The organism is Alphaproteobacteria bacterium (genome assembly GCA_019695395.1).
In the GTDB taxonomy this organism is placed as follows: Bacteria; Pseudomonadota; Alphaproteobacteria; order JAEUKQ01; family JAIBAD01; genus JAIBAD01.
In genome coordinates this window covers 78,086-100,897 of sequence record JAIBAD010000001.1, presented here as the reverse complement: position 1 = coordinate 100,897, position 22,812 = coordinate 78,086, and the positions used below count along the sequence as shown (strand labels likewise).

The following is a 22,812-nucleotide window of genomic DNA, read 5'->3' as shown; positions in this document are numbered from 1 at the left end:
AAATGGAAACAAGCCATCATGTTGTTGAACATTGGAGTTCAGATCCTGCCATTTGGGTTGCCATAGCTTTTGTTATTTTCATTGTTTTAGCTGGTAAAAAAATTGTTGGATTTATTTCACAATTTTTGGATGAATATAGTGTAAAAATTAAAACCCAACTTGATCAGGCAGAAAAATTGCATCTTGAAGCGCAAAATCTTTTGCAAAAATATACCGAGCAAAGTCAAGAGGCACAAAAACTTATCCAAGAAATTAATGAACATGCAAATTTTGAAGCAAAAAAATTACATGAAGATGCACTTGCCAATCTTGATATAAATTTTAAAAGACGGGAAAAAGCATTTCTAGAAAAAATTTCTTTAGCTGAAAAAGAAGCCACCCAAAACATATCGGATCATATATCAAAGAGTGCAATTAATGTGGCATCCGAATTTTTGCGGGGTCAATTAACCTCTGCCCAACAAAAATCATTTATTGATCAATCGATAAAAGATTTAGATCGTTATCTTGTTTCTTGATAATTCTTTATTTAGAATTAATTTTATATAAATAATTTATAGCAAACAAACGATGGTTGTTATAAAAAAGAATTATAAAAATATATTATTACTTTTACTTTTCCTTCTGACATTTGTTTGCTTAACAACTGGTTTAATTTTGCCTGCGTTAACAATTACACAATTTTCTTTTTTTACAAAATCCCATTCAATTTTATCAACTTTTATTATTTTAATTGTTCATCAACATTATATTATTGGTATAATTATTTTACTTTTTTCTGTTATTGTACCTTATAGCAAAATAATTTTATTGGCTGGACTTTATTTTCTTCCACATCATGGACAATCATGGCGTAAAAAGCTTGTTCATTATTTAATGATAATTGGCAAATGGTCTATGCTAGATGTGATGATTGTTGCTTTTGTTATGATTAGTTTGCAGGGTAATTTCTTTATTTCGACCCAATTAAATATTGGCATTTATTTTTTTGCAAGCTCGGTAATTCTATCTATGGGCTTAACAACATATATGTATAATTTATTGACAAAATATAAATAATTAATTTAATTTATAATATAAACATAGTTTTATCGATAACTATAAAATTAGTTTAAGATTATAAATCAAGGGGAATATTATGAAAAAAATTTCATTAATTGCAGCTTTAATAATTGCTTTATTAGTGACATTAACTTTCACCCAAGAAGCTTTAACTGTAGAGCAGCAGACAATTAAAAGTACTACCGAGCGTAGATAATCAAAGTTTCCTAATAAAAGCCTTATCGCTCCATGCTAAACTGATAGGTACTGTGTTGTACGGTGTACCTGGCTACTAATAGGCATAGTTTTATTGTCCAGCGATGGTCATCGATTCAATTCGTAAGGTTGGAACATCAATGCCATATTGAAATTCCAAATCATTAGCAACGGTCAAATTTGCAAACATGTCTTTTAAATTGCTTGCGATCGTTAATTCGCTAACAGGATAGGTTATAATGCCATCTTTAATCCAAAACCCAACAGCACCAATACTGTAATCCCCTGTCACTAAATTAATCCCATGGCCAATTAAATCTGTCACATATAATCCTTCTTTAATATCTTTTAGCAAATCTGTAACCGATAATGTATCTGGTGCGATATAAAGATTGCTTGCAGAAGGATGGGGAAGGGATGAAGGTCCACGTTTCGCATGACCTGTACTTTTAAGATTAAGTTTTTGCGCAGTGTTAAGATCTAGCAGCCATGTTGTCAAAATTCCTTGGTCAATTATTGATGTTTTTTTTGCAGCAATACCTTCAGAATCAAAGGGGACAGAACGTAACCCTTTAATTCTATGGGGATCATCAATGATAGTAATTGTTTTTGGGAAAACAGATTGACCCATTTTATCTTTTAAAAAACTGGTTCCTAAAGAAATAGCAGCCCCATTAATTGCTGACGCAAAATGTCCTAATAATTGTCGTCCTTCACGAGGATGAAAAACAACTGGTAATTTTGTGGTTTGTGGTTTTTTTGGATTTAATCTTTTAACAGTTTTTTCACCTGCTAATTGTCCTATTAAACTTGGGTTTGCCAAATCTTTGGCATAAATAGCAGAAGAAAATTCATAATCTCTTTCCATACCCTGATCACTTTGGGCAATTACAGATCCACCAAAATAATGACGTGTGGTTTTGTAAGAATTCATAAAATTATTGCTGGTAGCTTGATAAATTTCTGTTTTTTGCCATGCTGCATTAGCCCCTTCAGAATTTGTTATTCCAGGAACAGAACGGGCAGCATTTTCAAACTCATTTGCTTTTTGTATAAGATCTTCTATTGAAGGTTCATCAGGATCATAAATCTGTAAATCTGGCACGGATGACGTTATTTCATCTAGATTGGCAATTCTAGAAAACGGATCATCTGGTACAGATTTGGCCATTGATATTGCACGATCAATTAAATTTTTCAAAGAAGATGAAGAAAAATCTGTACTTGAAACAATAGATTGTTTTTTGCCAATAAATACTCTTAGACCAATTTCATTGCTTTCTGATCTTTCTAGTTGTTCTTGTTGACCTAATCTTTGACTATAATTAAGGGCGGTCGTATCAATAAGCAAAGTATCTACATGATCCGCCCCATGTTTCTTTGTTTCTTTAATTAAATCTAATAAAATATCCGAACGATTAGTCATGGTGTGTACTCTTAATTAAAATTATTTCCAAATAGAATTACCAGATCCTGGTAATTTATAGCTTGCCCATTTTTTTGTGACCGTTTCAATAATATTCTGGGCCATATAAATCTTTTTTCCCCATATACGGTTAGTTTCAGGATGTATTTTGTTTGTGGCATCTAACCCTATTTTCCCACCAAGTCCACTTTCGGGGCTGGCAAAATCAAGATAATCGATAGGGGTATGTGTCATGGTTGTTATATCACGTACAGGATCCATACGGGTAGAAATTGCCCACATCACATCTTTCCAATCTCTTACATTAATATCATCATCTACAACAATAATAAACTTTGTATAAATAAATTGTTTTAAATAAGACCAAATCCCCATCATAATTCTTTTGGCATGACCCGCGTAAGCTTTACGGATAGATACAACTGCAATTCGATAAGAACACCCTTCAGGTGGAAGCCAAAAGTCAATAATCTCTGGAAATTGTTGTTGAAGTAACGGGATAAATATTTCATTTAATGCTTCACCTAAAACAGAAGGCTCATCTGGGGGGCGTCCGGTGAAAGTAGAAAGATAAATAGGTTTTGATCGCATAGTGATAGCACTGATGGTGAATACAGGAAATTGTTCAACAGAATTATAATATCCTGTGTGATCACCATAAGGTCCTTCATCTTCGAAGGATGCTAAGGAAACATGGCCTTCAAGCACAATTTCTGCTTGGGCTGGAACTTTAAGGGGAATAGTTTTGCAAGGTACAAGATCAAGTTTTTTATTACGCAAAAGTCCTGCAAATTGATATTCAGATAAAGTTTCCGGAACTGGTGTAACCGCCGCAAGAATTGTCCCAGGATCAGCCCCAATAACTGCTGCAACGGGTAAGGGTTCAGTTTTTTCATTTTGCCATTTTTGGAAATGGCTAGCTCCCCCCCGGTGTTTTAGCCATCTCATTAAAGTGCGATCACGTCCAATAACCTGCATACGATAGATACCAAGATTATAATCATCTTCTTTTGAATGACTGGGTCCTTTGGTTACAACAAGAGGCCAAGTTATAAGAGGTGCAGGTTCATCAGGCCAACAAGTTTGGATGGGCAATTTTGTCAGATCAATATCGCTTCCTTTTAAAACTATTTCCTGGCATGCGGCTTCGGTGACGGTTTTTGGTTTCATTGCCATAATGGTTTTAAGAAGAGGAAAATACTTTAAAGAATCTCGCCAATTTTCTGGGGGTTCTGGCTGCTTTAAAAAGGCTAAAGTTTGACCAATCTCTCTCAATTGATGGGGTTCTCTATTCAATCCTGTTGCTATACGTTCAATAGTACCAAAAAGATTAACTAAGACAGGGATGGAACAGGGGGTGTTATGGTGATCTATAGGTTGGGTAAATAAAACTGCAGGTCCGTTTTCTGCTAACAATCTTGTCTGAATTTCTGTCATTTCTAAATAACAACTAACTGGTACATCAACTGTTACAAGCTGGTGTTGAGAACGAAGTTTATCCATGAAATCACGTAATGATGTATAGGCCATAATTAAAAGCTTAAAAGAGAGTTATCTTTTTGACAAGATTATTGTATAAATACACATATGATAAATTAACCTTATGATTTTTATTTGATTAATGTAAAATGACAATTTTATTAAATTCGAAACCAATTGAAAATTGGCTCTTTGATTTAGATAATACACTTTATCCAAAGAACTGTAATCTTTTTGCCCAAATTGACAAAAAAATATGTGATTTTATCCAAATTTTTTTAAATTTATCTCAAGAAACAGCTTATAATTTACAAAAAAAATATTTTAAGGATTACGGCACATCTTTAAGTGGGTTAATGAAACATCATAATATTATACCAAATAATTTTCTGTCTTATGTTCATGATATAGATTATAGTAATTTATCTATAGATTCTATTCTTCAATGTGCACTGGATAAATTACCAGGACGTAAATTTATTTTTACCAATGGGTCTTATACTCATGCCCAAAGTGTTTTAGAACGGTTAGGTATAAATCATTGTTTTGAAATTATATTTGATATTGCTGCAGCAGATTATATACCCAAGCCCCAGCAGCAAACTTATCAAAAAATAATTGATACTTATAATTTAAATCCTCAAACAACAGTTATGATAGATGATATGCCCCACAATTTGGCTCCTGCTGCATCTATGGGTATGATGACGCTTTGGGTCCATGATAATCCAATACAGGATTTAGAATCTTTGTTTGAGTCACACATTCATTTTAAAACAGATAATTTATCTACATGGCTTCAGCAACTAACAGTGCATCTTTAAAAGATCCAATTGCTTGAGTATGAATAACAAATTGATTAGGTTAGAGTATGTTTATTAGTTGGCGTGATATCATAAATGCTATGAAGGGATTTTGGCGTCTCATTCATCTTGATCCATATGGGTTAGTTTATTTTGATAGCAGTTTTAAAGGTATTAAAAAATCATTTTTTTTGGCTTTACCCCTTTTACCTCTTTATATAATTTTTACTTTTTACCAAGCTAAAAATGATCTAGAAATAATTAATATAAAATTTGTTACAGTTTATGGTTTAGCCTATATTATAGGATGGGTTGCCTTTCCTTTATTTGCTTATTATCTTATTAGATTTATGGGACATCTGGCATATTATAATAGTTATATAGTTGTTTATAATTGGTTTACTTTACCCCAAATGGTTTTGTTTTTTCTTCTTTTTTTACTTTTACAAAGTGGGTGGGTTCCAGAAAATTTTATAGGTTTATTAATGGCTGTATTATCTATTGCAAGTATGGTAGGTTTATGGATTATTACATCTATAACTTTATTACTTCCTGGTGTGGGAATTTTTGCGCTTATTCTGTCAGATATTATTATTGAAATCGTTTTAGATTTAAGTGTGAAATTTTTGCTGGCATAAAGCTTCTATGCCAGGTAATTTTTTACCCTCGAGCCATTCTAAAAATGCTCCACCTGCAGTTGAAACATAAGTAAATTTTTCATTTAAGTTAAACATACTTAATGCAGCTACAGTATCCCCCCCACCGGCGACGCTTATTATTTTTTTTGCTTGGGTTAATTGTGATACTTCTTGGGACAAATATTCGGTTCCTTTTTCAAAAGGTGGATATTCAAAAGCACCACATGGTCCATTCCAAACTAGACTTTTAGTTTGGGATAATAATTTGATAATGTCTTGGACAGTTTGTGGCCCAATATCAAGAATCATTTTATCATTGGGAATAGAATTAATAGAAATAATAGATGCGTTATGACCATCTTTAAGATTATTTGCCACCACAACATCACTTGGTAGAATAATTTTGCATTGGCTTTTTTGTGATTGAGCTAAAATAGTTTTAGCTGTAGTAATCATTTCTTTTTCATAAAGAGAAGTACCAATATTATGCCCTTGGGCATAAAGAAATGTATTCGCCATTGCGCCGCCAATAACTAAAAAATCTACTTTATTCATAAGATTGGCAATAAGATCAAGTTTTGTAGAAATTTTTGCGCCCCCTATAATGGCAATTAAAGGGCGTTTGGGATTATCTAAAATTTGATGAAGATGTTCAAGTTCTGTTTGCATAAGCCTACCTGCATAAGCTGGCAGAAAATGAGTAATACCTTCTGTAGAAGCATGGGCACGATGCGCACAAGAAAAAGCATCATTGATATATATATGAGCTAAGTTTGCAAGATTTTTAGCAAAAGATAAATCATTGATTTCTTCTTCTTTATAAAATCTAATATTTTCTAAAAGTAAAATTTGACCATTGGTGAGTTTTGAAATTTGTTCTACTACATCTGCACCAATGCAATCCTTGGCAAAGAAAACTGAAGAAGATCCATAAATTTTTTGTAAAATTGGTAAAATAGGTTTCAAAGATAAATCTGGTACAATATGCCCATTAGGTCTACCAAAATGGGATAAAAGAATTATTTTGGCTTGGCGTTTTTTAAGCTCGGATAATGTTAGTGCGCTGCGTTCAATTCTTGTTGTATCTGTAACTTTCCCATCTTGCATAGGGACATTAAAATCTACGCGAACAAGAACTTGTTTATCATTGGGTTCAAAATCATCTAGTGTTAAGAAATTTGTCATTGGTATTTTCTGCATTTCATGTTATGTCTTTGAATCATTTATAAAATAATCTTCATGCATATTTGATCAAGAGAATAATTATGTCAAACTATGAAAGTGCTTTGATTACAGGCGCTAGCAGTGGGATAGGTGCTGCTTTTGCGCGGATTTTACCTGTAACGACAAAGTTATTATTAACTGGGCGAGATGCCGCAGCTTTACAATCATTGGCAACAGAATTACGTTTTGAAGGAAAAACGGTTGCTATTTTACCTGCTAATCTTGCAACAGATCAGGGTCGCCAAAGTGTAATTAAAGCTGCAGAAATTGCGGAAATTGATCTTTTAATTAATAATGCGGGTTTAGGTTGGGTAGGTGATTTTACCTCAATTTCCAGAGATAAAATTAAAGAGATGGTTGAGGTCAATATGATAGCACCTACTTTATTAACTCATGCTTTATTGCCAGCCATGCGTCTTTATTTAGAACGCTATCCCAATAAAAGGGCAGGTATTATTTTTACATCAAGTGTTGCTGGTTTTTTTTCTCTTCCTTGGTTTGCTGGCTATCCAGCAACAAAAACCTATCTTATAAAATTTGTTGAAGCTTTGGCCAGTGAACTTAAAGGTGAAAAAATTGATGTTGTGGCTTTATGTCCAGGTTTAACCCAAACTAAATTTCATCAACGAGCAAAAATGCCCCCTCGTTTATCAAAAGGGCATAGCGCAAAGAAAGTTGCGCTTGAAGGATTACGCGCTTTAAAAAAACGGCGGACAATTTATGTGGTTGGTTTTTTGAATAGTATAATGGTTAAAATAACAAGATTATTACCTGGGTTTATTTTAAAACCTTTTTTACGAAACTGGTTAAAAGGTAATTGAAATATAATTATTGTTTTGTTTCAAGTAAAAAAATGGTATTCTAATAAAGAAGACAATTTTTATAAAAGTGGATAATCACATGTATAAATTTTATTCTTATATTGTTATTTTATTTTTATTACCTGTTTCTGTTTTTGCACAGAGCCGTTATTATGGACATAATGTAGTTGTTCCTTCCTATCAAGGATTGGGAGTATATGGACCTCATCGGGGTATGGTTGTAACACCAGGTCCGCAAGGAAGTATTGGTGCCTATGGTAATGGACATGTTGTAACAGTTACACCTGGATATCAAGGTCCATCACAAAATTATGGTTCAACAGTTTATCAACCTATCTATCCTGGCTATCATGTAGGACAGGGTCAGGTGGTTGTGCCTTATGGTGGTGGAGTTACTATTTATAATAACAATGTTGGTGTGGCTGTTCCATCACCTTCATATAGATACCCTTAAAAATTAAGATAAACTGTTTTTTCGTTTCAAGTTCGTTTGATGAGGATAATCATCAAAAAGCTGAATAAATTGATTTAACATAGCGCCACTTAATTGCTCTGCATCTGTTAGAGTTAAAGCTCTTTTGTAATATCTTGTTACATCATGTCCTATACCAATAGCAATTAATTCTATGGGGGAATATGTTTCTATCCAGTTAATTACGGTGTGTAAATGATGTTCAAGATAATGAGCTGGATTAACAGAAAGTGTCGAATCATCAACAGGTGCCCCGTCAGAGATGACCATTAAAATACGTCTTTGTTCCGGGCGTTGAATCAATCTTTGATGTGCCCACAATAACGCTTCACCATCGATATTTTCTTTTAATAATCCTTCACGTAACATTAACCCCAAATTTTTTTTTGATTGTCGCCAGGGGGCATCTGCAGCTTTATAAATAATATGGCGCAGATCATTTAATCTGCCAGGGAGTGGAGGTTTACCTACAGTAAGCCAATTTTCTCTAGACTGACCGCCTTTCCAAGCTTTGGTTGTAAATCCAAGAATTTCTACTTTAACATGACATCTTTCCAAAGTTCTTGCCAAAATATCTGCGCTCATCGCTGCGATTGAAATAGGTCGCCCTCGCATAGAACCTGAATTGTCAATTAATAGACACACAACAGTATCTTGAAAATGTGTTTCTTTTTCTCTTTTAAAAGAAAGGGGAAGGGTAGGGTTGATAATAATTCGGCTTAATCTTGCTGTATCAAGAATACCATCTTCAAGATCAAATTCCCAGGAACGTGCTTGTTTGGCTAATAATTTTCTTTGCAATTTGTTTGCAAGTTTGGTGACGGCCACATCTGTTTTGCTTAGATGTTGGTCAAGGGTTTCTCTTAATTTTTGTAATTCTTTTGCGTCACACAGATGGTGAGCAAAAATAACCTCATCAAATTTATTATTGAAAACACTATAATCAGCTTCTCTCAAAGGATTAGATTTATTTTTTTTATTAATATTTATTAAAGATTTTTGTGATGTATTTTCTTGAAGTAAAGATTGAAAATCAAGATTGTCATCTTTATCCGATAATTGATCAAAACTTTCTTGGGGAGGGAGTAAATCTTCTTTTACAGGAAAATGATCTTCATTGTTTGAATCTGTTTTTGTGTCTTGATGATGAGTTTGAGGTAGTGTTTCTTTATTTTCAGAAGATTGGTTTTCATCCTTATAATCTTGTTCTTTTTCCCATAATGTATGCAACATATTATTAACACAATTGGCAAATTCTTTTTGATTATGAAGATATTTTTTCAAAGCATTTAAGTATGTATATGTTTTTTCATGTAAATAAGGTTTCCAAAAATCGATCATTTTTTGTGCTGTTTTTGGAGGTTTGCTTTGGGTAAATATTTCACGACATAAAAGTCGTAATGTTTGGGGTAAAAATTTTTTATCTCGTTCTTTAACAAGATGGTAATTATTTGTTTTACAAAAATGATCAAGAGCAATTGCCAAATTTTTTTTAACACCTGGCATGGACAAAGACCCAAGAGCTTCAATTCGGCTTAATTCAAGACAGTCAAAAATTTCTTGGGCCAATATTTCTTTAGGTGCTAAATGGTGGTGAAGTTTTGGGTCATGATGGCGAATTTTTAATGCAGCTTGATCTGCTTCACCTCTCAAAAGTTGGATAGTATTTTTTGCTTCATTTAGTAAAGGTTTAGATAAAATAATTGTATCAGATTTATGGGGAGATGTATCAGATTGAAAAGTAATCGTAATATCTTTTTTATGCGCCAAAGTTCGTAAAGTGGCTGCAGTCGTTTGTTCAATCAAATCAGATGTTAAAGGTCGTACCATACTAAATTTTTGCTAAAGAACTAACCATGGAATGGTCCAATTCTTTATCGAAACATCGTTGAAAATACTCACTAATAATCATTTTTTCGGTATCATCACATTTGTTAAGAAAGCTTAATTGAAAAGCATAGGCAATATTATTATCAAAAATTTTCGTATTTTCCGCCCAAGCAATAACGGTGCGTGGTGACATAACAGTCGAAATATCACCATTTATAAAACCTGCTCTCGTTAAATTTGCAACGTTAACCATTGATTCAATAATATTTTTATCTTGGGCAGAATTGTAACTTGGGGCTTTAGCTAAAATAATTTTTACTTCTTCTTCATGGGGTAAATAATTAAGATTAGCAACAATATTCCAACGATCCATTTGTCCTTGGTTAATAGGTTGTGTCCCATGATATAAACCTGTTGTATCCCCAAGACCAATGGTGTTGGCTGTAGCAAAAAGACGAAAAGCGGGATGGGGTTTAAGAATTCTATTTTGATCTAGTAAGGTTAATTTGCCTTCAACTTCAAGCACACGTTGAATGACAAACATAACGTCTGGTCTGCCTGCATCATACTCATCAAAAACTAAAGCTGTTGGTGATTGTAAAGCCCAAGGAAGTAAGCCTTCACGATATTCGGTTATTTGCTTACCATCTTTAAGAAGAATGACATCTTTACCAATCAAGTCTATGCGGCTGATGTGACTATCAAGATTAATGCGTATGCAAGGCCAATTAAGTCTTGCTGCAACTTGTTCTATGTGGGTCGATTTACCAGTTCCATGATATCCATGAATTAAAACACGTTTGTTGAAACTAAATCCAGCTAATATGGCGAGTGTTGTGGCTGGATCAAAACAATATGTTTCATCTATTTCAGGTACATGTTCACTTGTCTGGCTAAAGGCCGGAACTTGCATTGTTGAATCAATACCAAAAACCTGTTTCGTAGAAATAAGAATATCTGGTATCCGCAAGGAAGAAGATAAAGAATTACTTTTTTCAATATTCATGAAGGTGTACCTTTTAAATATTATCCAATTAAATATTATCCAATTTTAGGCAAATTTTTTTCTTAAAAAACTATAGGCTCTATTAATATTTTTTAATTTTTCTTCTGCTATTTTATTCCCTCCATTAATGTCTGGATGTAAATTTTTTACAAGCATTTTGTAGTTATTTTTAATGTCGGTCCAAGTAGCAGGAGGGGTTAAGGATAAAGTTGCTAAAGCCTTTTCTTCTTCAGTTTGGGGAGCAGATTGTGCTTTATTTTTTGTTTTCCATCCCAAAATATTTAATGAATCATGAATTTGTCCTATATTATGACCAAGACGCCAACTGGGTCTTTGCCAAACTGTATCAAATCTAATATAGGTTTCAATTTCCTCGGCGGACATATTTTTATAATAATCCCAGCTTTTATTATAGGTACGAATATGGTCAAGACAAAACCAATAATAATCTCGTAAATCAATACGTGATTTTGGCGCAGGAAAGTCACCTTCTGCTTCGCAGCTTGGGTGATCACACTTTTTCTTTATGGTTCCGTTGGCTATAGACATAAATATAAATCATTATGATGAATTCATTATGTTATAATATAGGAAGTTTTTCTTAAACTAAAAAGCTAGCAATTAAATTAATTTTCTGCTATGAATAAGAAGGAATTATTTTATGAATTTTAAATTAAATCTTGAGGAAAAATTACAAAAGGCGTTTGCCCCTCTTGAATTAAAAGTGATCAATAATTCTTTTAAACACCGCCATCATAAAACCTGGCTTTTAGACAAAAATCCAGGTCAAGAAGGGGAAAGTCATTTTTATATTGAAATGACGTCCTCATATTTTGAGGGTATGTCAAAATTAGAGCGCCATAAAGCAATTTATGATCTTTTTAAAGAAGAATTAAAAAACCATATTCATGCTTTGGAATTGAAACTTAAAACACCCAATGAATAAAGAATAATAAATTGGTATAATTATGTTTCATTGCTTGGCGAAATTAAAGGGGTAATTTTTAAAGTTTTAATTTGGTAACGATGCTTTGATAGAATTTCAAATCTAAAACCATAAAAAACAAAAACCTGATCTTTTTCAGGTATACGACGTGCTTCATGAAGAACTAATCCGGCAATTGTTGAAGCTAGATCATCAGGTAATCGCCACCCAAATTCTCGATTAAGGTCACGTATTGTAACCTGTCCATCAACTATATAGCTTCCATCATTTTGAATGGTGACACCTGTAACGCCAATATCATGCTCATCTTCAATATCACCTACAATTTCTTCAAGTATATCTTCAAGAGTAACAATGCCTAAGAGAACACCATATTCATCAACAACCAAAGAAAAATGCTCTTTTCTATCACGAAAAGCTTGCAGTTGATCTAAAAGGTTGGTGGTATCAGGAATAAACCATGGAGGTGTGGCCATTGTTGTGATATCTAATTTATCTGCTTGGGTCAAATTAGCATTAATTGCCCGTAAAATTGCTTTGACGTGAATTATACCAATAATATTATCAGGATTTTCTTTCCATATGGGAATACGTGTAAATGGACTATTAATGATATCGACAACAATTTTATCAAAGGGTTGATTGGCATCAATAGTTACTATTTGACTACGGTGAATCATAATATCTGCAACTGTAACTTTTTCAAGATCAAGGATACTATGGAGCATAGCACTTGCATGTTCTTCATTAATTTGTTCTGCATGTAAATCAATAGCACCGCGAAGTTCCTCTTTGGCCGACTCACTTCCTAATTCATTAAAATTTGCAATCCCAAATAAATGAAGAATTCCACGTACAATATATTGGGAAAGTAAAATAAGTGGATTTAAAATGAAAACGATGACGCGCATCACAGGACCAAGGATTAAAGATACTTGTTCTGGATTATTAATGGCGATGGTCTTTGGTAACATTTCTGCAAGTAAAACAATTAAAATTGTCATAATAAAGGTTGCATAAATAACACCGTCTTCGTTAAAAAATTTTATAAGTAAACTTGTCGCAAGAGCAGATGCAAAAATATTAACTAAATTATTACCAATTAGAACGCAGCTAATAACCCGTTCCATATGCGAACGTAATTTATTAACAGTTTTTGCTTTTTGGTTACCTTGTTGTTCTAGAGCATGTAATCTTGCCTTAGAAGCTGCAGTTAACGCAGTTTCTGCACAAGAAAAAAAAGCAGAAATAAGAAGTAGGATAAGAATAGTAATTTCTATTAACATAATACTCCAAAATTTAGTTAAAACTAAAAACGAAAGTAATTATAAATGATTTCCTAGAAAAAAATATATAAAATCTTCGATATCACGAACAGAAATATTTTTTTGAATAAAGGCTTTACCAATACCTTTAACTAAAATTAATGTCAATTTTTGGTTTTCTGATTTTTTGTCCTGCTGAAGATAGTATATAAATTTCTGAATTTGTTTAGGGTGTTTTAACCATAAAGAAGCCTGTGTTGGCAACCCTATTTGATCTAAATGTTGTTTGACAATTTTGTTTTCTTTTTCAGGACATAATCCTAAATAAACTGATAAAGAAAAAGCAAAAACTATACCTATGGAAACAGCTTCGCCATGAAGCAATTTGTTACTGTTATAATCAAGGAGGCTTTCTAGGGCATGTCCAAAACTGTGTCCCAAGTTAAGAAGCAATCTTTGATGACGATCTTTTTCATCTTGGGCAATAATCGAAGCTTTAATTTTACAACATTTGGCAATAGCTTGTTTTAAACAATTTGTATTGCCATTAAAAATATGGAAGTGATTTTTTTGAAGCCATTTGAAAAAAACATTATCTTGAATAAGAGCATATTTGATAAGTTCTGCATATCCTGCTTTTAAATGTCGTAAGGGTAGTGTTTTAAGATATAAGGGATCAATAAGTACAAGAGATGGTTGGTAAAAAGTGCCAATTAAATTTTTACCTTGTTTCGTATTAATAGCTGTTTTTCCGCCAATAGAACTATCGATTTGCGCAATAAGAGTTGTTGGAATTTGAACAAATATTACACCACGTAATAAAAGAGATGCTGCAAGCCCTGTAATATCTCCAATAACTCCCCCACCTAATGCTATAATTATATCAGCGCGACGTATTGAATGAGACAGACAATAATTAAGAATGCGCTGTAATGATGCCCAATTTTTATATTTCTCTCCTTCGGATAAAATAAAAGGTTTGATAATGTTTTGATTGCCTAAAGCTCGCAAAAGATTTTTTAAATGTAATTCGGCTATTTTTTTATCTGTAATAATAAATATTCTTCTCTTGTCCGTCGAAATTTTATATAAAATTTTATTTATATCTTTAATAAGGTTATTTTTTATAAAGATAGAATAGGAATGAGAAGCAGTTGAAACAGGAATGGTTAACAAAGAAGACATAAAACTAAAAAAATTGGTTATTTATTAAAAAACTGATCTAAAGAATATAAAGTGGATTGAATTGCATAGGATATAGTTTGATTATTATGAACTATAATATCAGCTTCTTGATAAAAAGGGTAACGTTCTTTACGGAGTTGGATAATTGTTTTTTTAAGATTATCTTGATTGTTGAGCAAAGGTCTTTTTGTATTCCAAGATACTCGTTTTAAAGTAATTTTTAAATTTGCTTTTACCCATATGGAACAACTTTGTGTTTTGATTACAGTCCGTAAGACAGGATTAATGAAGGCGCCCCCGCCTGTTGATATGATAGAATAGTTTATTGAATTTAAATTTTCTATAATAGTGTTTTGTTCTTGTTCACGAAAAGCTTTTTCTCCATAATTTTGAAAAAAATCTTTAATCAAAAGCCCAGTTTTTTGTTGAATAAGCATATCGCTATCGATAAAAGGAATATTTAAAATTTGCGCCAATATTTTGCCAATGCGTGTTTTCCCAGCACCCATTAATCCTACAAGTACAATAGGTTTTGTAATTTTAAAAGATGGAATAATTTTGGGCATCCGGTTAAATTTTAGTATCTGTAATTTTTATACATTATTTTATATATCTTAATAAAATCCTGTTACTTTTCAATTTAATAAGGATTATAAACGTAATAATATAAAGAATAACAATTTATAAAAGGATGTAAAATTATGAAATTGTTTGTAGGTCTGTTAATTGTAGTATTGGTAATAATTATTGGGGGAGCTGTTTTTTTGGGCTTGTGGGAACCAACTATGCCACAAAATAATGTTGAAAAAATTGTTCCTAATGAGCGGTTGCTAACGAATTAAATGGCGCATTCTTTTTTTCTAAAAAGGCTACTGATTTTTTTTGTGATATACCAGATGTTTGGTTTTGCTGAAAGCTATGCACAATTTGGTCCACCAATTCCTATTTTACAGGAAAAGAATTCCCCCCAGGACATAAGTTCTTTTTTAGAAAATAATACCAAATCAGATTTAGGTATGCCCATATATTTTGCTGGAAGTAAAGAGACACATTTAATTAATAATACTCTAGATACAAAAGAGGGCGGATTGACCCAAGATTTATGGAATGGGGTGGACCAAGTGAGGGTAGAAAAATTAATTAAAGAACTTCCTATAACACAAAAAACGTATGTATTGCGTAACTTAATGAAACGCCTATTAATGACAAATAGCTCTAGTCCAAAAGGTTTTAACCTTGATCAATTTATGTCTCTTAAAGCGCAATTACTTGTTAAGCTTGGCGATGGTAAAGCAGTTGCTGATCTTCTGGATTATAAATCTATTAATCTTTTAGATTGGCCAGTTGCACGAATGAAGCTAGATGCTCTGTTATGGTCTGATCAAATTGAACGCATGTGTCATGAGATTAAAGAAGATATTATGGTTTTTAATAACCAACCATATTGGCATCAGTTAAAGTTTTTTTGTCAGTGGTATAAAGAGCATACAATACCTATATTAAATGCATCTGAAAAAAAATTATTGGGATCTAATGGCGATTTTTTTTTAAGGCTTTTTAATTGGCAAAATGAACAAAAAGATTCTGATAAAAAAGAAAATTTTGTAACAGCTTTATATTTTACTATTCTAAAAATAAATAACCAACTATTACCCCAATCATTTTATAAAATAACAGAACCTATATGGCTAATTTCTTTTATTGAGAGTAAAGATTTAGATCCTATTTTGCGTCGATATGCTGCTGAACAAGGAGTACGTCAAGGATTGTTTTTTTATGAAAATTTGGCACCTCTTTACAGTAATTTCGGAATCGTTGACCAATCAAATAAACAAGATGAGATAATTTTAAAAAATTATCCAGCTATATGGAAAAAATTGCAGCAAGATAATAACCCTGAAGATAGGGTCGTTTTTCTTCAAAAGATTTTTGTCGAAGCTAGGAAACAAGGCATTTATAAAGAAATTGCGCCTTTATATGCGCCATTTGTTTTAGAAATTAAGCCCACACAAGAATTAGGTTGGTTTGCGCTTGAAGCTGGAAGATTATTGTATTTCTTAGGCTTTGATGACCAAGCAAATGGTTGGCTAGAGATAGTCAAATCTTTAGTACCCACCAGGCCAGAGATGAAAATACAAATGCAAAAACTTATGGTATTGTCAATAATAGGTACGTCAGATGTAAAGGCTGAAATTGATTACGCATTTTTGTGGTCAATAATAAATCAAGAAATAGAAAAAAATTCTTTAAATATATCAAATACCAAACGTATTTCGCGATTGTCGGCTGCATTAACTTTAAGTTATAAAAAAGAAGAAAAAGATTGGACAGAAATAGCAGATAATTTTTCTGATGCAACGGAAACAGAAATTGATACGGAATTATGGTTTGCCACCGGTGATGCGGCTGTAGCAAAATATCAAGGATTAACCTTACTTTTGCTTTTTAAAATTTTTGGAACTACTTCTCCTGGTGCCCAAAAAGCTATGTATATTCAAAAGGCTTTAGAAAGTTTATATATGATTGGTCTTTATAAAGAAGCAAGACAATTGGCTTTGGCTGTTGCAATTGATAATGGTCTTTAATTAAATGTTTTTAAAAAAAGAACATAAAAAAGAACAAATTTTACATATAGAACTTTTTTTAGAAATGCTTTTAGCGGAACGAAACATTTCTTTACATACTTATGAAGCTTATTTAAAAGATCTTAATGATTACAATGATTTTTTATTACCCCACAATATTTCTATTATAGATGCAAAGACGAATGATATACAAAATTATATTAAAAATATTTATGCACGATCTTTAAGTGCGCGTACTTTAGCAAAAAAACTTTCTGTATTACGTCAGTTTTATAAATTTCTTGTGGCAGAGGGAATTCGTACAGATGATCCAATTTTTTTGATTGAGAATCCAAAAGCACAAAAATTAATTCCAAAATCTCTTCAAGAAAATTATCTTGACCACCTTATTCATTTTGTTCAACAAAGTAATGATTTAGATAAATATTTATTTTTGACTATTATAGAGCTTTTATATGGTGCCGGGTTACGGGTGTCAGAACTTGTTACACTGAAAACTTCTTCTTTTATTGAAAATGAAAAATTTGTTATAGTTTATGGTAAAGGATCTAAAGAAAGAATGGTGCCTTTAGCACTACCTGTACAACGTGCTGTTTATACCTGGAAGTATGATGAACGAGCAAAATTTATGAAAAGACATAAATTTTTAACAAAAGAATCATGGTTTTTTCCTTCACCTCATAATAATTCCCATATTACGCGTCAATATGTTGGGTTAATTTTAAAAAAAATAGCCAACAAATCTGGATTAGAGTATCAAAAGATTTCCCCCCATAAGTTACGGCATTCTTTTGCAACTCACATGCTTGAACATGGGGCTGATTTACGAACAATACAAACGCTTTTAGGGCATGCTGATATTACCACAACACAAATTTATACAAAGGTTACTCAAACGAAAATGAAAGAAGTGGTTGAGAATTACCATCCCTTAGGTTATAAAAGTGGGTTTAAAAATATAAAAAAGTAAAACCATATGAGCTATATGAGATTGTCGAGATTAGGATTTTAAAATTATAATGCCCAGTTTTTTGGAATTTGAAAAACCTATTGCTGAACTTGAAGGAAAGATAGCTGAACTGCGCCATCTTTCTACTCATAATGATGTTAACATCATAGATGAGATTAGTCATCTTCAAGTTAAAGTTGATAAACTTTTAAAGCAAACTTATTCAAAATTAAACTCTTGGCAAAAAACTTTAATTGCAAGACATCCTGAAAGGCCCCATTTTTTTGATTATATTCAAAATATATTTACAGATTTTATTCCCTTAGCTGGGGATAGATGTTTTGCTGATGATAAAGCAATTATTGGGGGCTTGGCTAAATTTAATCAAAAAACTGTTATGGTTATTGGTCACGAAAAGGGTTCTGATACAGCAAGCCGGGTTAAACATAATTTTGGTATGGCAAAACCTGAAGGTTATCGTAAAACTCAACGTTTAATGAAACTGGCAGATCATTTTGGTCTTCCTATTGTTACTCTAGTTGATACGCCTGGTGCTTATCCTGGTATTGATGCAGAAGCACGTGGCCAAGCAGAAGCTATCGCTAAATCAATACAAATATGTTTAGAGGTTAAAGTTCCCTTAATTTCTGTTATTATAGGCGAAGGAGGATCAGGGGGGGCTGTAGCTTTAGCTGTTGGAAATAAGGTATTAATGTTAGAACATTCCGTTTATTCTGTAATTTCTCCAGAAGGGTGTGCATCCATATTATGGCGTAGTGCATCTCATGCTAAAGAAGCAGCAGAAGCATTAAAATTAACGGCTGCAGATCTATTACAGCTTGGCGTTATTGATACGATTATTAAAGAACCTCTAGGTGGTGCGCATAGGGATCAAGAAGAAACTATTCAAACGGTTAAAAAAGCTATTGAAAAAGCTTTTGATGAGCTTATAGAAGAAAAAATTGAAGATTTTGTGCAACATCGTGTTGATAAATTTCTGGATATGGGCCAGAAAAATTGATATATTTTAATAAGTATTTATAATTAAAATACAAAATTTAATTTTAAATATTTTACACATAAAATAAATTAAAAAATATTAGTATATTTGTAAAATTAATATATTATTAACTTATTATATATTTAATTATTTGATATAATAAATTTTATTTACATATTTTTAAATTAGGATAGCTTATACGTATGCAAGCATCGCCAGATTTTGTTTTAAACCCAGATTATAATTCAAATTATATACCCCAAGTTTGGAAAGGGCCAAATCAAGGCAAAAAAATTTCCATTGGTACAGAAGACCATAAAAATCTTTTTTGTAGAATGTTACTTGATACTTTCAATCCTTATAAGCCTGCTGTTATTCAATGGCCTGTTTTATCTGAAGAGGCTTTTAAAAGATTAACCACTTTACCTTTTTGGAATATCGCTGTTCATACAGAAGAACGTGCTTCTGTAAGGGTGAAAGCTTTAGCCGAGCAAACATTAGATCCACTTTTAAAAGAGGCTATTAGTTTAGATGCCTTTGAAGAAGACCGTCATAAGCATGTTTTAAAATATATGACGGATTTTTATGGAATTAAGATTGCGCCATATGTTTTTGAAAAACCAAAAAATGCAGAATGGGCATTTATGTTAACAGGTTATGGGGAATGTTTCGAAAGCTTTTTTGCATTTGGTCTTTTTGCATTAGCTCGTAAATCTGGATTTTTTCCTTTACCTTTGATTGAGGTATTTGAACCTGTTGTTCAAGAAGAAGGGCGACATATTTTATTTTTTGTTAATTGGGTGGCTTATGTACAGGCAAATTTGCCTTTTTGGAAAAAACCTTGGTTTTTCTTTAAATGTATGGCAGCTATTATATATGCAGTTTGGACCAGAGTTAAAACGGTAACTGGTACAAAAACTGGAAATTTTACAGCGCAAGGAGCAAATGCATTATCAATTAAAACATCTGCATTAGACTTTTTGAATTTATGTTTTTCTGAAAATGATCGCCGTATGAAAATATATGATGAACGTTTGTTACGTCCTAAACTAGTTCCTAATTTAATGAATATTGTTCGATGGTTTCTAGAAAAAAGAAAAAAATAATTTTAATTAGAAGCTATATATTAAAAATTACTATAATTATTGACAGTGTTAGATATTCACCCTATGTCTAGACATAAGGAAATAACGGATTTTTCCTAAAAAATAATGTTTTATGATTGAGGTTTTAAATGTTTGCCTCCTTAGCTCGGCAGATTTTTGGTTCAGCGAATGAACGGTTTATTAAATCTTTAAGAAAAGAAATTCTTGATATTAATAATCTTGAAGAAGATTTAAAAAAATTAACAGATTCAGAATTAGCTGATCGTACTTTATGGTTTCGTCAACGTCTTAAGGATGGCGAGCAATTGGATGATCTATTACCAGAAGCTTTTGCAACGGTACGCGAAGCTGCGGTTCGCTGTCTTGGCCAACGTCATTATGATGTTCAACTTATGGGGGGTATGGTTTTACATCAAGGAATGATTGCTGAAATGAAAACAGGTGAAGGTAAAACACTGGTTTCTACGTTAGCTGTTTATCTTAATGCTTTAACTGGTAAGGGTGTCCATGTTGTAACCGTAAATGATTATTTAGCTAAAAGAGACGCAGAGTGGATGGGTCAAATTCATAGATTTTTAGGATTGTCAGTAGGTGTTATCGTCCATGGGCTTAATGATCACGAAAGACGTGAGGCTTATAATTGTGATATTACTTATGGAACTAATAATGAATTTGGATTTGATTATTTACGGGATAATATGAAATTCCGTCTTGAAGATATGGTTCAACGGGAATTTAATTATGCTATTGTTGATGAAGTTGATAGTATTTTAATCGATGAAGCTAGAACACCTTTAATTATTTCAGGTCCTACCGAAGATAATTCAGAACTTTATATAAAAATAAATGCTTTAATTCCTGAATTACAGCCAACAGATTACGAAAAAGATGAAAAAAACCGTAATGTTACTTTAACGGAACAGGGTGTTGAGCATATAGAAGAGCTTTTAAAAAAAGCGGGATTATTAGAAACTGGTTCTCTTTATGATATACAAAATATTACCTTTTTACATCATGTTAATGCAGCGTTAAGAGCTCATAAGCTTTTTACACGTGATGTAGATTATTTGGTTAAAGACAACAAAGTTGTTATTGTTGATGAATTTACAGGCCGTATGCTAGAAGGTCGTAGATATTCAGAAGGATTGCATCAAGCTTTGGAAGCCAAGGAAGGTGCTATCATTCAAAATGAAAATCAAACTTTAGCTTCGATTACATTCCAAAATTATTTTAGACTTTATCCCAAATTAGCTGGTATGACAGGTACAGCTATGACAGAGGCAGGTGAATTCTCTGATATTTATAATTTGGACGTTATTGAAATACCACCAAATAAAACAGTGGCACGTTTAGACCAAAATGATGAAATTTATCGTACAGCCCAAGAAAAATATAATGCAATTATTCATTTGATTGAAGAATGCCGCCAAAAAGAACAACCTGTATTGGTTGGAACCGTGAGCATAGAAAAATCTGAAATTATTTCAAGTTTATTAAAAAAACGTAAAATACCTCACCAAGTTTTGAATGCCCGTTATCATGAACAAGAAGCCGTAATTATTTCTGAAGCAGGGGTACCGGGTGCTGTCACTATTGCAACAAATATGGCAGGACGTGGGACAGACATTCAACTAGGTGGTAATTTGGAAATGCGTTTGCATTCGGAAATTTTAGAAACTGATAGCGATGAAGTTCGTACCAATAAAACAATTAAAATTAAAGACGAAATTGAAAAATCAAAGGATATAGCATTAAAAGCTGGCGGATTATTTGTCATAGGAACAGAACGACATGAAAGTCGCCGTATTGATAACCAATTACGCGGTCGGTCTGGACGTCAAGGTGATCCAGGTGCATCACGTTTTTTCTTATCTCTGGAAGACGATTTAATGAGAATTTTTGGTTCTGAACGGATGGATTCTGTTTTAAGAAGGTTGGGTTTAAAAGAAGGCGAGGCAATTACCCATCCATGGGTAAATAAAGCTTTAGAAAAAGCCCAACAAAAAGTTGAAGCCAGAAATTTTGAAGTGCGTAAAAATCTATTAAAATTTGATAATGTTATGAATGAACAACGTAAAGTCATTTATGAACAAAGACGCGAATTGATGCAGGTACAGGATATTGCAGATACTGTTAAAGAAATGCGTCATGAAGTAATTCATCAAATCATCGAACGTTATATTCCTGAAAAATCATATGCAGAAGAATGGGATATAAAAGGATTACATGAAGAAATGCGACGTGTTTTAGCCTTAGAACTTCCTTTAGAAGGTTGGGCTAAGGAGGAAGGTGTGGATCAAGCTATAATTCTACAACGTGTTTTAGACGCATCTGACAAGAAAGTTATTGAAAAGGAAAATACATTTGGCCCAGAAGTAATGAGGGCTGCTGAAAAAAGTTTACTTTTACAAATTCTTGATCAGAATTGGAAAGATCATCTTTTAACTCTTGACCATTTAAGACACGGAATTAATTTAAGAGCTTATGCTCAGCGTGATCCACTAAATGAATACCAACGCGAAGCATTTGAAATGTTTCATTTAATGTTAAATTATTTACGTGAACAAATTACCTCTGTGCTTAGCCACATACGTATCCAAGTTGAGCAACCAGAAGAAATTATCCCGGCAAAAAAACCTGTAAAAATGTATGAAACAAGGGAAGATCCAGCTTTAGCAAATTTAGATACAGATACAATATCACCATCCCAGGAAAATAGAATACCTGCTACTTCCGATAAAACGCCACGTAATGCTTTGTGCCCTTGTGGTTCTGGTAAAAAATTTAAACAATGTCATGGTAAAATAAGCTAATCCAAAT

The 22,812-nt window shown here is 32.6% G+C and carries 21 protein-coding genes; 12 read left to right on the top strand and 9 right to left on the bottom strand.

Annotated features, from left to right (window positions below; translation table 11 throughout):
- Nucleotides 1–2: 2 nt before the first annotated feature.
- Entirely contained in the window at nt 3–518 is a 516-nt protein-coding gene (locus K1X44_00445) for a hypothetical protein (GenBank protein ID MBX7145756.1), read from the top strand.
- Between the two features lie 52 nt (nt 519–570).
- A complete protein-coding gene (locus tag K1X44_00440) occupies nt 571–1,059 on the top strand; it encodes a paraquat-inducible protein A (protein ID MBX7145755.1) in 489 nt (162 codons plus the stop codon).
- A 289-nt stretch (nt 1,060–1,348) separates the two neighbouring features.
- Here the strand turns inward: K1X44_00440 and K1X44_00435 are convergent, their stop codons facing one another.
- Entirely contained in the window at nt 1,349–2,683 is a 1,335-nt protein-coding gene (locus K1X44_00435) for a TldD/PmbA family protein (protein ID MBX7145754.1), read from the bottom strand.
- A gap of 21 nt (nt 2,684–2,704) precedes the next feature.
- Nucleotides 2,705–4,213, bottom strand: a complete 1,509-nt coding sequence (locus K1X44_00430) for a UbiD family decarboxylase (GenBank protein MBX7145753.1) — start codon at nt 4,211–4,213, stop codon at nt 2,705–2,707.
- 98 nt (nt 4,214–4,311) lie between these two features.
- Between K1X44_00430 and K1X44_00425 the strand changes: the two genes are divergently transcribed.
- Nucleotides 4,312–4,986 carry a pyrimidine 5'-nucleotidase gene (locus K1X44_00425; protein ID MBX7145752.1) on the top strand — a complete coding sequence of 225 codons (675 nt, stop codon included), beginning with the start codon at nt 4,312–4,314 and terminating at the stop codon, nt 4,984–4,986.
- A 47-nt stretch (nt 4,987–5,033) separates the two neighbouring features.
- Entirely contained in the window at nt 5,034–5,603 is a 570-nt protein-coding gene (locus tag K1X44_00420) for a hypothetical protein (protein ID MBX7145751.1), read from the top strand.
- On the opposite strand, the gene K1X44_00415 is transcribed toward K1X44_00420, so the two are convergent.
- Nucleotides 5,577–6,788, bottom strand: a complete 1,212-nt coding sequence (locus tag K1X44_00415; GenBank protein MBX7145750.1) for a phosphoglycerate kinase — start codon at nt 6,786–6,788, stop codon at nt 5,577–5,579. The two genes, K1X44_00420 and K1X44_00415, sit on opposite strands and share 27 nt — an antisense overlap.
- Before the next feature lie 80 nt (nt 6,789–6,868).
- Between K1X44_00415 and K1X44_00410 the strand changes: the two genes are divergently transcribed.
- Complete coding sequence (locus tag K1X44_00410) at nt 6,869–7,648, top strand: SDR family NAD(P)-dependent oxidoreductase (GenBank protein ID MBX7145749.1); 780 nt, start codon at nt 6,869–6,871, stop codon at nt 7,646–7,648.
- A 79-nt stretch (nt 7,649–7,727) separates the two neighbouring features.
- Nucleotides 7,728–8,102 carry a hypothetical protein gene (locus K1X44_00405; GenBank protein MBX7145748.1) on the top strand — a complete coding sequence of 125 codons (375 nt, stop codon included), beginning with the start codon at nt 7,728–7,730 and terminating at the stop codon, nt 8,100–8,102.
- A gap of 3 nt (nt 8,103–8,105) precedes the next feature.
- Here K1X44_00405 and K1X44_00400 read toward each other — a convergent pair whose 3' ends face one another.
- Genes K1X44_00400 through K1X44_00390 form a run of 3 tightly spaced genes read right to left on the bottom strand, consistent with a single transcriptional unit; the run spans nt 8,106 to nt 11,505 of the window.
- Nucleotides 8,106–9,950 (bottom strand): cobaltochelatase subunit CobT, encoded by a 1,845-nt coding sequence (locus tag K1X44_00400; protein ID MBX7145747.1) that lies wholly within the window; start codon nt 9,948–9,950, stop codon nt 8,106–8,108.
- Nucleotide 9,951: 1 nt separating this feature from the next.
- Entirely contained in the window at nt 9,952–10,956 is a 1,005-nt protein-coding gene (cobS, locus tag K1X44_00395; GenBank protein ID MBX7145746.1) for a cobaltochelatase subunit CobS, read from the bottom strand.
- Nucleotides 10,957–11,001: 45 nt separating this feature from the next.
- Nucleotides 11,002–11,505, bottom strand: coding sequence for a J domain-containing protein (locus tag K1X44_00390; GenBank protein ID MBX7145745.1), 504 nt, complete (start codon nt 11,503–11,505; stop codon nt 11,002–11,004).
- Nucleotides 11,506–11,617: 112 nt separating this feature from the next.
- Here K1X44_00390 and K1X44_00385 point away from each other — a divergent pair, with 112 nt between their 5' ends.
- The gene (locus K1X44_00385; GenBank protein MBX7145744.1) at nt 11,618–11,902 is read left to right on the top strand and encodes a BolA family transcriptional regulator; all 285 of its coding nucleotides are present in this window, start codon (nt 11,618–11,620) and stop codon (nt 11,900–11,902) included.
- Nucleotides 11,903–11,922: 20 nt separating this feature from the next.
- On the opposite strand, the gene K1X44_00380 is transcribed toward K1X44_00385, so the two are convergent.
- Genes K1X44_00380 through K1X44_00370 form a run of 3 tightly spaced genes read right to left on the bottom strand, consistent with a single transcriptional unit; the run spans nt 11,923 to nt 14,918 of the window.
- Entirely contained in the window at nt 11,923–13,188 is a 1,266-nt protein-coding gene (locus K1X44_00380) for an HlyC/CorC family transporter (protein ID MBX7145743.1), read from the bottom strand.
- 39 nt (nt 13,189–13,227) lie between these two features.
- Entirely contained in the window at nt 13,228–14,352 is a 1,125-nt protein-coding gene (aroB, locus tag K1X44_00375) for a 3-dehydroquinate synthase (protein ID MBX7145742.1), read from the bottom strand.
- 17 nt (nt 14,353–14,369) lie between these two features.
- Nucleotides 14,370–14,918: a shikimate kinase gene (locus K1X44_00370; protein ID MBX7145741.1), complete on the bottom strand. Its 549-nt coding sequence runs from the start codon at nt 14,916–14,918 to the stop codon at nt 14,370–14,372.
- 330 nt (nt 14,919–15,248) lie between these two features.
- Between K1X44_00370 and K1X44_00365 the strand changes: the two genes are divergently transcribed.
- The 5 genes from K1X44_00365 to secA all read left to right on the top strand — a co-directional run bounded on the left by K1X44_00365 (nt 15,249) and on the right by secA (nt 22,805).
- Nucleotides 15,249–16,937, top strand: coding sequence for a hypothetical protein (locus tag K1X44_00365; GenBank protein MBX7145740.1), 1,689 nt, complete (start codon nt 15,249–15,251; stop codon nt 16,935–16,937).
- A gap of 4 nt (nt 16,938–16,941) precedes the next feature.
- Nucleotides 16,942–17,907, top strand: coding sequence for a tyrosine recombinase (locus tag K1X44_00360; protein MBX7145739.1), 966 nt, complete (start codon nt 16,942–16,944; stop codon nt 17,905–17,907).
- Nucleotides 17,908–17,956: 49 nt separating this feature from the next.
- Nucleotides 17,957–18,907, top strand: a complete 951-nt coding sequence (locus K1X44_00355) for an acetyl-CoA carboxylase carboxyltransferase subunit alpha (GenBank protein ID MBX7145738.1) — start codon at nt 17,957–17,959, stop codon at nt 18,905–18,907.
- A gap of 272 nt (nt 18,908–19,179) precedes the next feature.
- Nucleotides 19,180–19,992 carry a ferritin-like domain-containing protein gene (locus K1X44_00350; protein MBX7145737.1) on the top strand — a complete coding sequence of 271 codons (813 nt, stop codon included), beginning with the start codon at nt 19,180–19,182 and terminating at the stop codon, nt 19,990–19,992.
- Between the two features lie 128 nt (nt 19,993–20,120).
- Complete coding sequence (gene secA / locus K1X44_00345) at nt 20,121–22,805, top strand: preprotein translocase subunit SecA (GenBank protein MBX7145736.1); 2,685 nt, start codon at nt 20,121–20,123, stop codon at nt 22,803–22,805.
- The last annotated feature ends 7 nt before the right edge of the window (nt 22,806–22,812 follow it).

Excerpts from the sequence above, each read along its gene's own strand:
- K1X44_00445 (MBX7145756.1), top strand. The coding sequence starts at position 3 with ATGGAAACAAGCCATCATGTTGTTGAACATTGGAGTTCAGATCCTGCC.
- K1X44_00380 (MBX7145743.1), bottom strand. The coding sequence starts at position 13,188 with ATGTTAATAGAAATTACTATTCTTATCCTACTTCTTATTTCTGCTTTT.
- K1X44_00360 (MBX7145739.1), top strand. The coding sequence starts at position 16,942 with ATGTTTTTAAAAAAAGAACATAAAAAAGAACAAATTTTACATATAGAA.
- K1X44_00365 (MBX7145740.1), top strand. The coding sequence starts at position 15,249 with ATGTTTGGTTTTGCTGAAAGCTATGCACAATTTGGTCCACCAATTCCT.
- K1X44_00435 (MBX7145754.1), bottom strand. The coding sequence starts at position 2,683 with ATGACTAATCGTTCGGATATTTTATTAGATTTAATTAAAGAAACAAAG.
- K1X44_00415 (MBX7145750.1), bottom strand. The coding sequence starts at position 6,788 with ATGACAAATTTCTTAACACTAGATGATTTTGAACCCAATGATAAACAA.
- secA (MBX7145736.1), top strand. The coding sequence starts at position 20,121 with ATGTTTGCCTCCTTAGCTCGGCAGATTTTTGGTTCAGCGAATGAACGG.
- K1X44_00405 (MBX7145748.1), top strand. The coding sequence starts at position 7,728 with ATGTATAAATTTTATTCTTATATTGTTATTTTATTTTTATTACCTGTT.
- K1X44_00440 (MBX7145755.1), top strand. The coding sequence starts at position 571 with ATGGTTGTTATAAAAAAGAATTATAAAAATATATTATTACTTTTACTT.
- K1X44_00430 (MBX7145753.1), bottom strand. The coding sequence starts at position 4,213 with ATGGCCTATACATCATTACGTGATTTCATGGATAAACTTCGTTCTCAA.
- K1X44_00425 (MBX7145752.1), top strand. The coding sequence starts at position 4,312 with ATGACAATTTTATTAAATTCGAAACCAATTGAAAATTGGCTCTTTGAT.
- K1X44_00420 (MBX7145751.1), top strand. The coding sequence starts at position 5,034 with ATGTTTATTAGTTGGCGTGATATCATAAATGCTATGAAGGGATTTTGG.
- K1X44_00385 (MBX7145744.1), top strand. The coding sequence starts at position 11,618 with ATGAATTTTAAATTAAATCTTGAGGAAAAATTACAAAAGGCGTTTGCC.
- aroB (MBX7145742.1), bottom strand. The coding sequence starts at position 14,352 with ATGTCTTCTTTGTTAACCATTCCTGTTTCAACTGCTTCTCATTCCTAT.
- K1X44_00400 (MBX7145747.1), bottom strand. The coding sequence starts at position 9,950 with ATGGTACGACCTTTAACATCTGATTTGATTGAACAAACGACTGCAGCC.
- cobS (MBX7145746.1), bottom strand. The coding sequence starts at position 10,956 with ATGAATATTGAAAAAAGTAATTCTTTATCTTCTTCCTTGCGGATACCA.
- K1X44_00410 (MBX7145749.1), top strand. The coding sequence starts at position 6,869 with ATGTCAAACTATGAAAGTGCTTTGATTACAGGCGCTAGCAGTGGGATA.
- K1X44_00355 (MBX7145738.1), top strand. The coding sequence starts at position 17,957 with ATGCCCAGTTTTTTGGAATTTGAAAAACCTATTGCTGAACTTGAAGGA.
- K1X44_00390 (MBX7145745.1), bottom strand. The coding sequence starts at position 11,505 with ATGTCTATAGCCAACGGAACCATAAAGAAAAAGTGTGATCACCCAAGC.
- K1X44_00370 (MBX7145741.1), bottom strand. The coding sequence starts at position 14,918 with ATGCCCAAAATTATTCCATCTTTTAAAATTACAAAACCTATTGTACTT.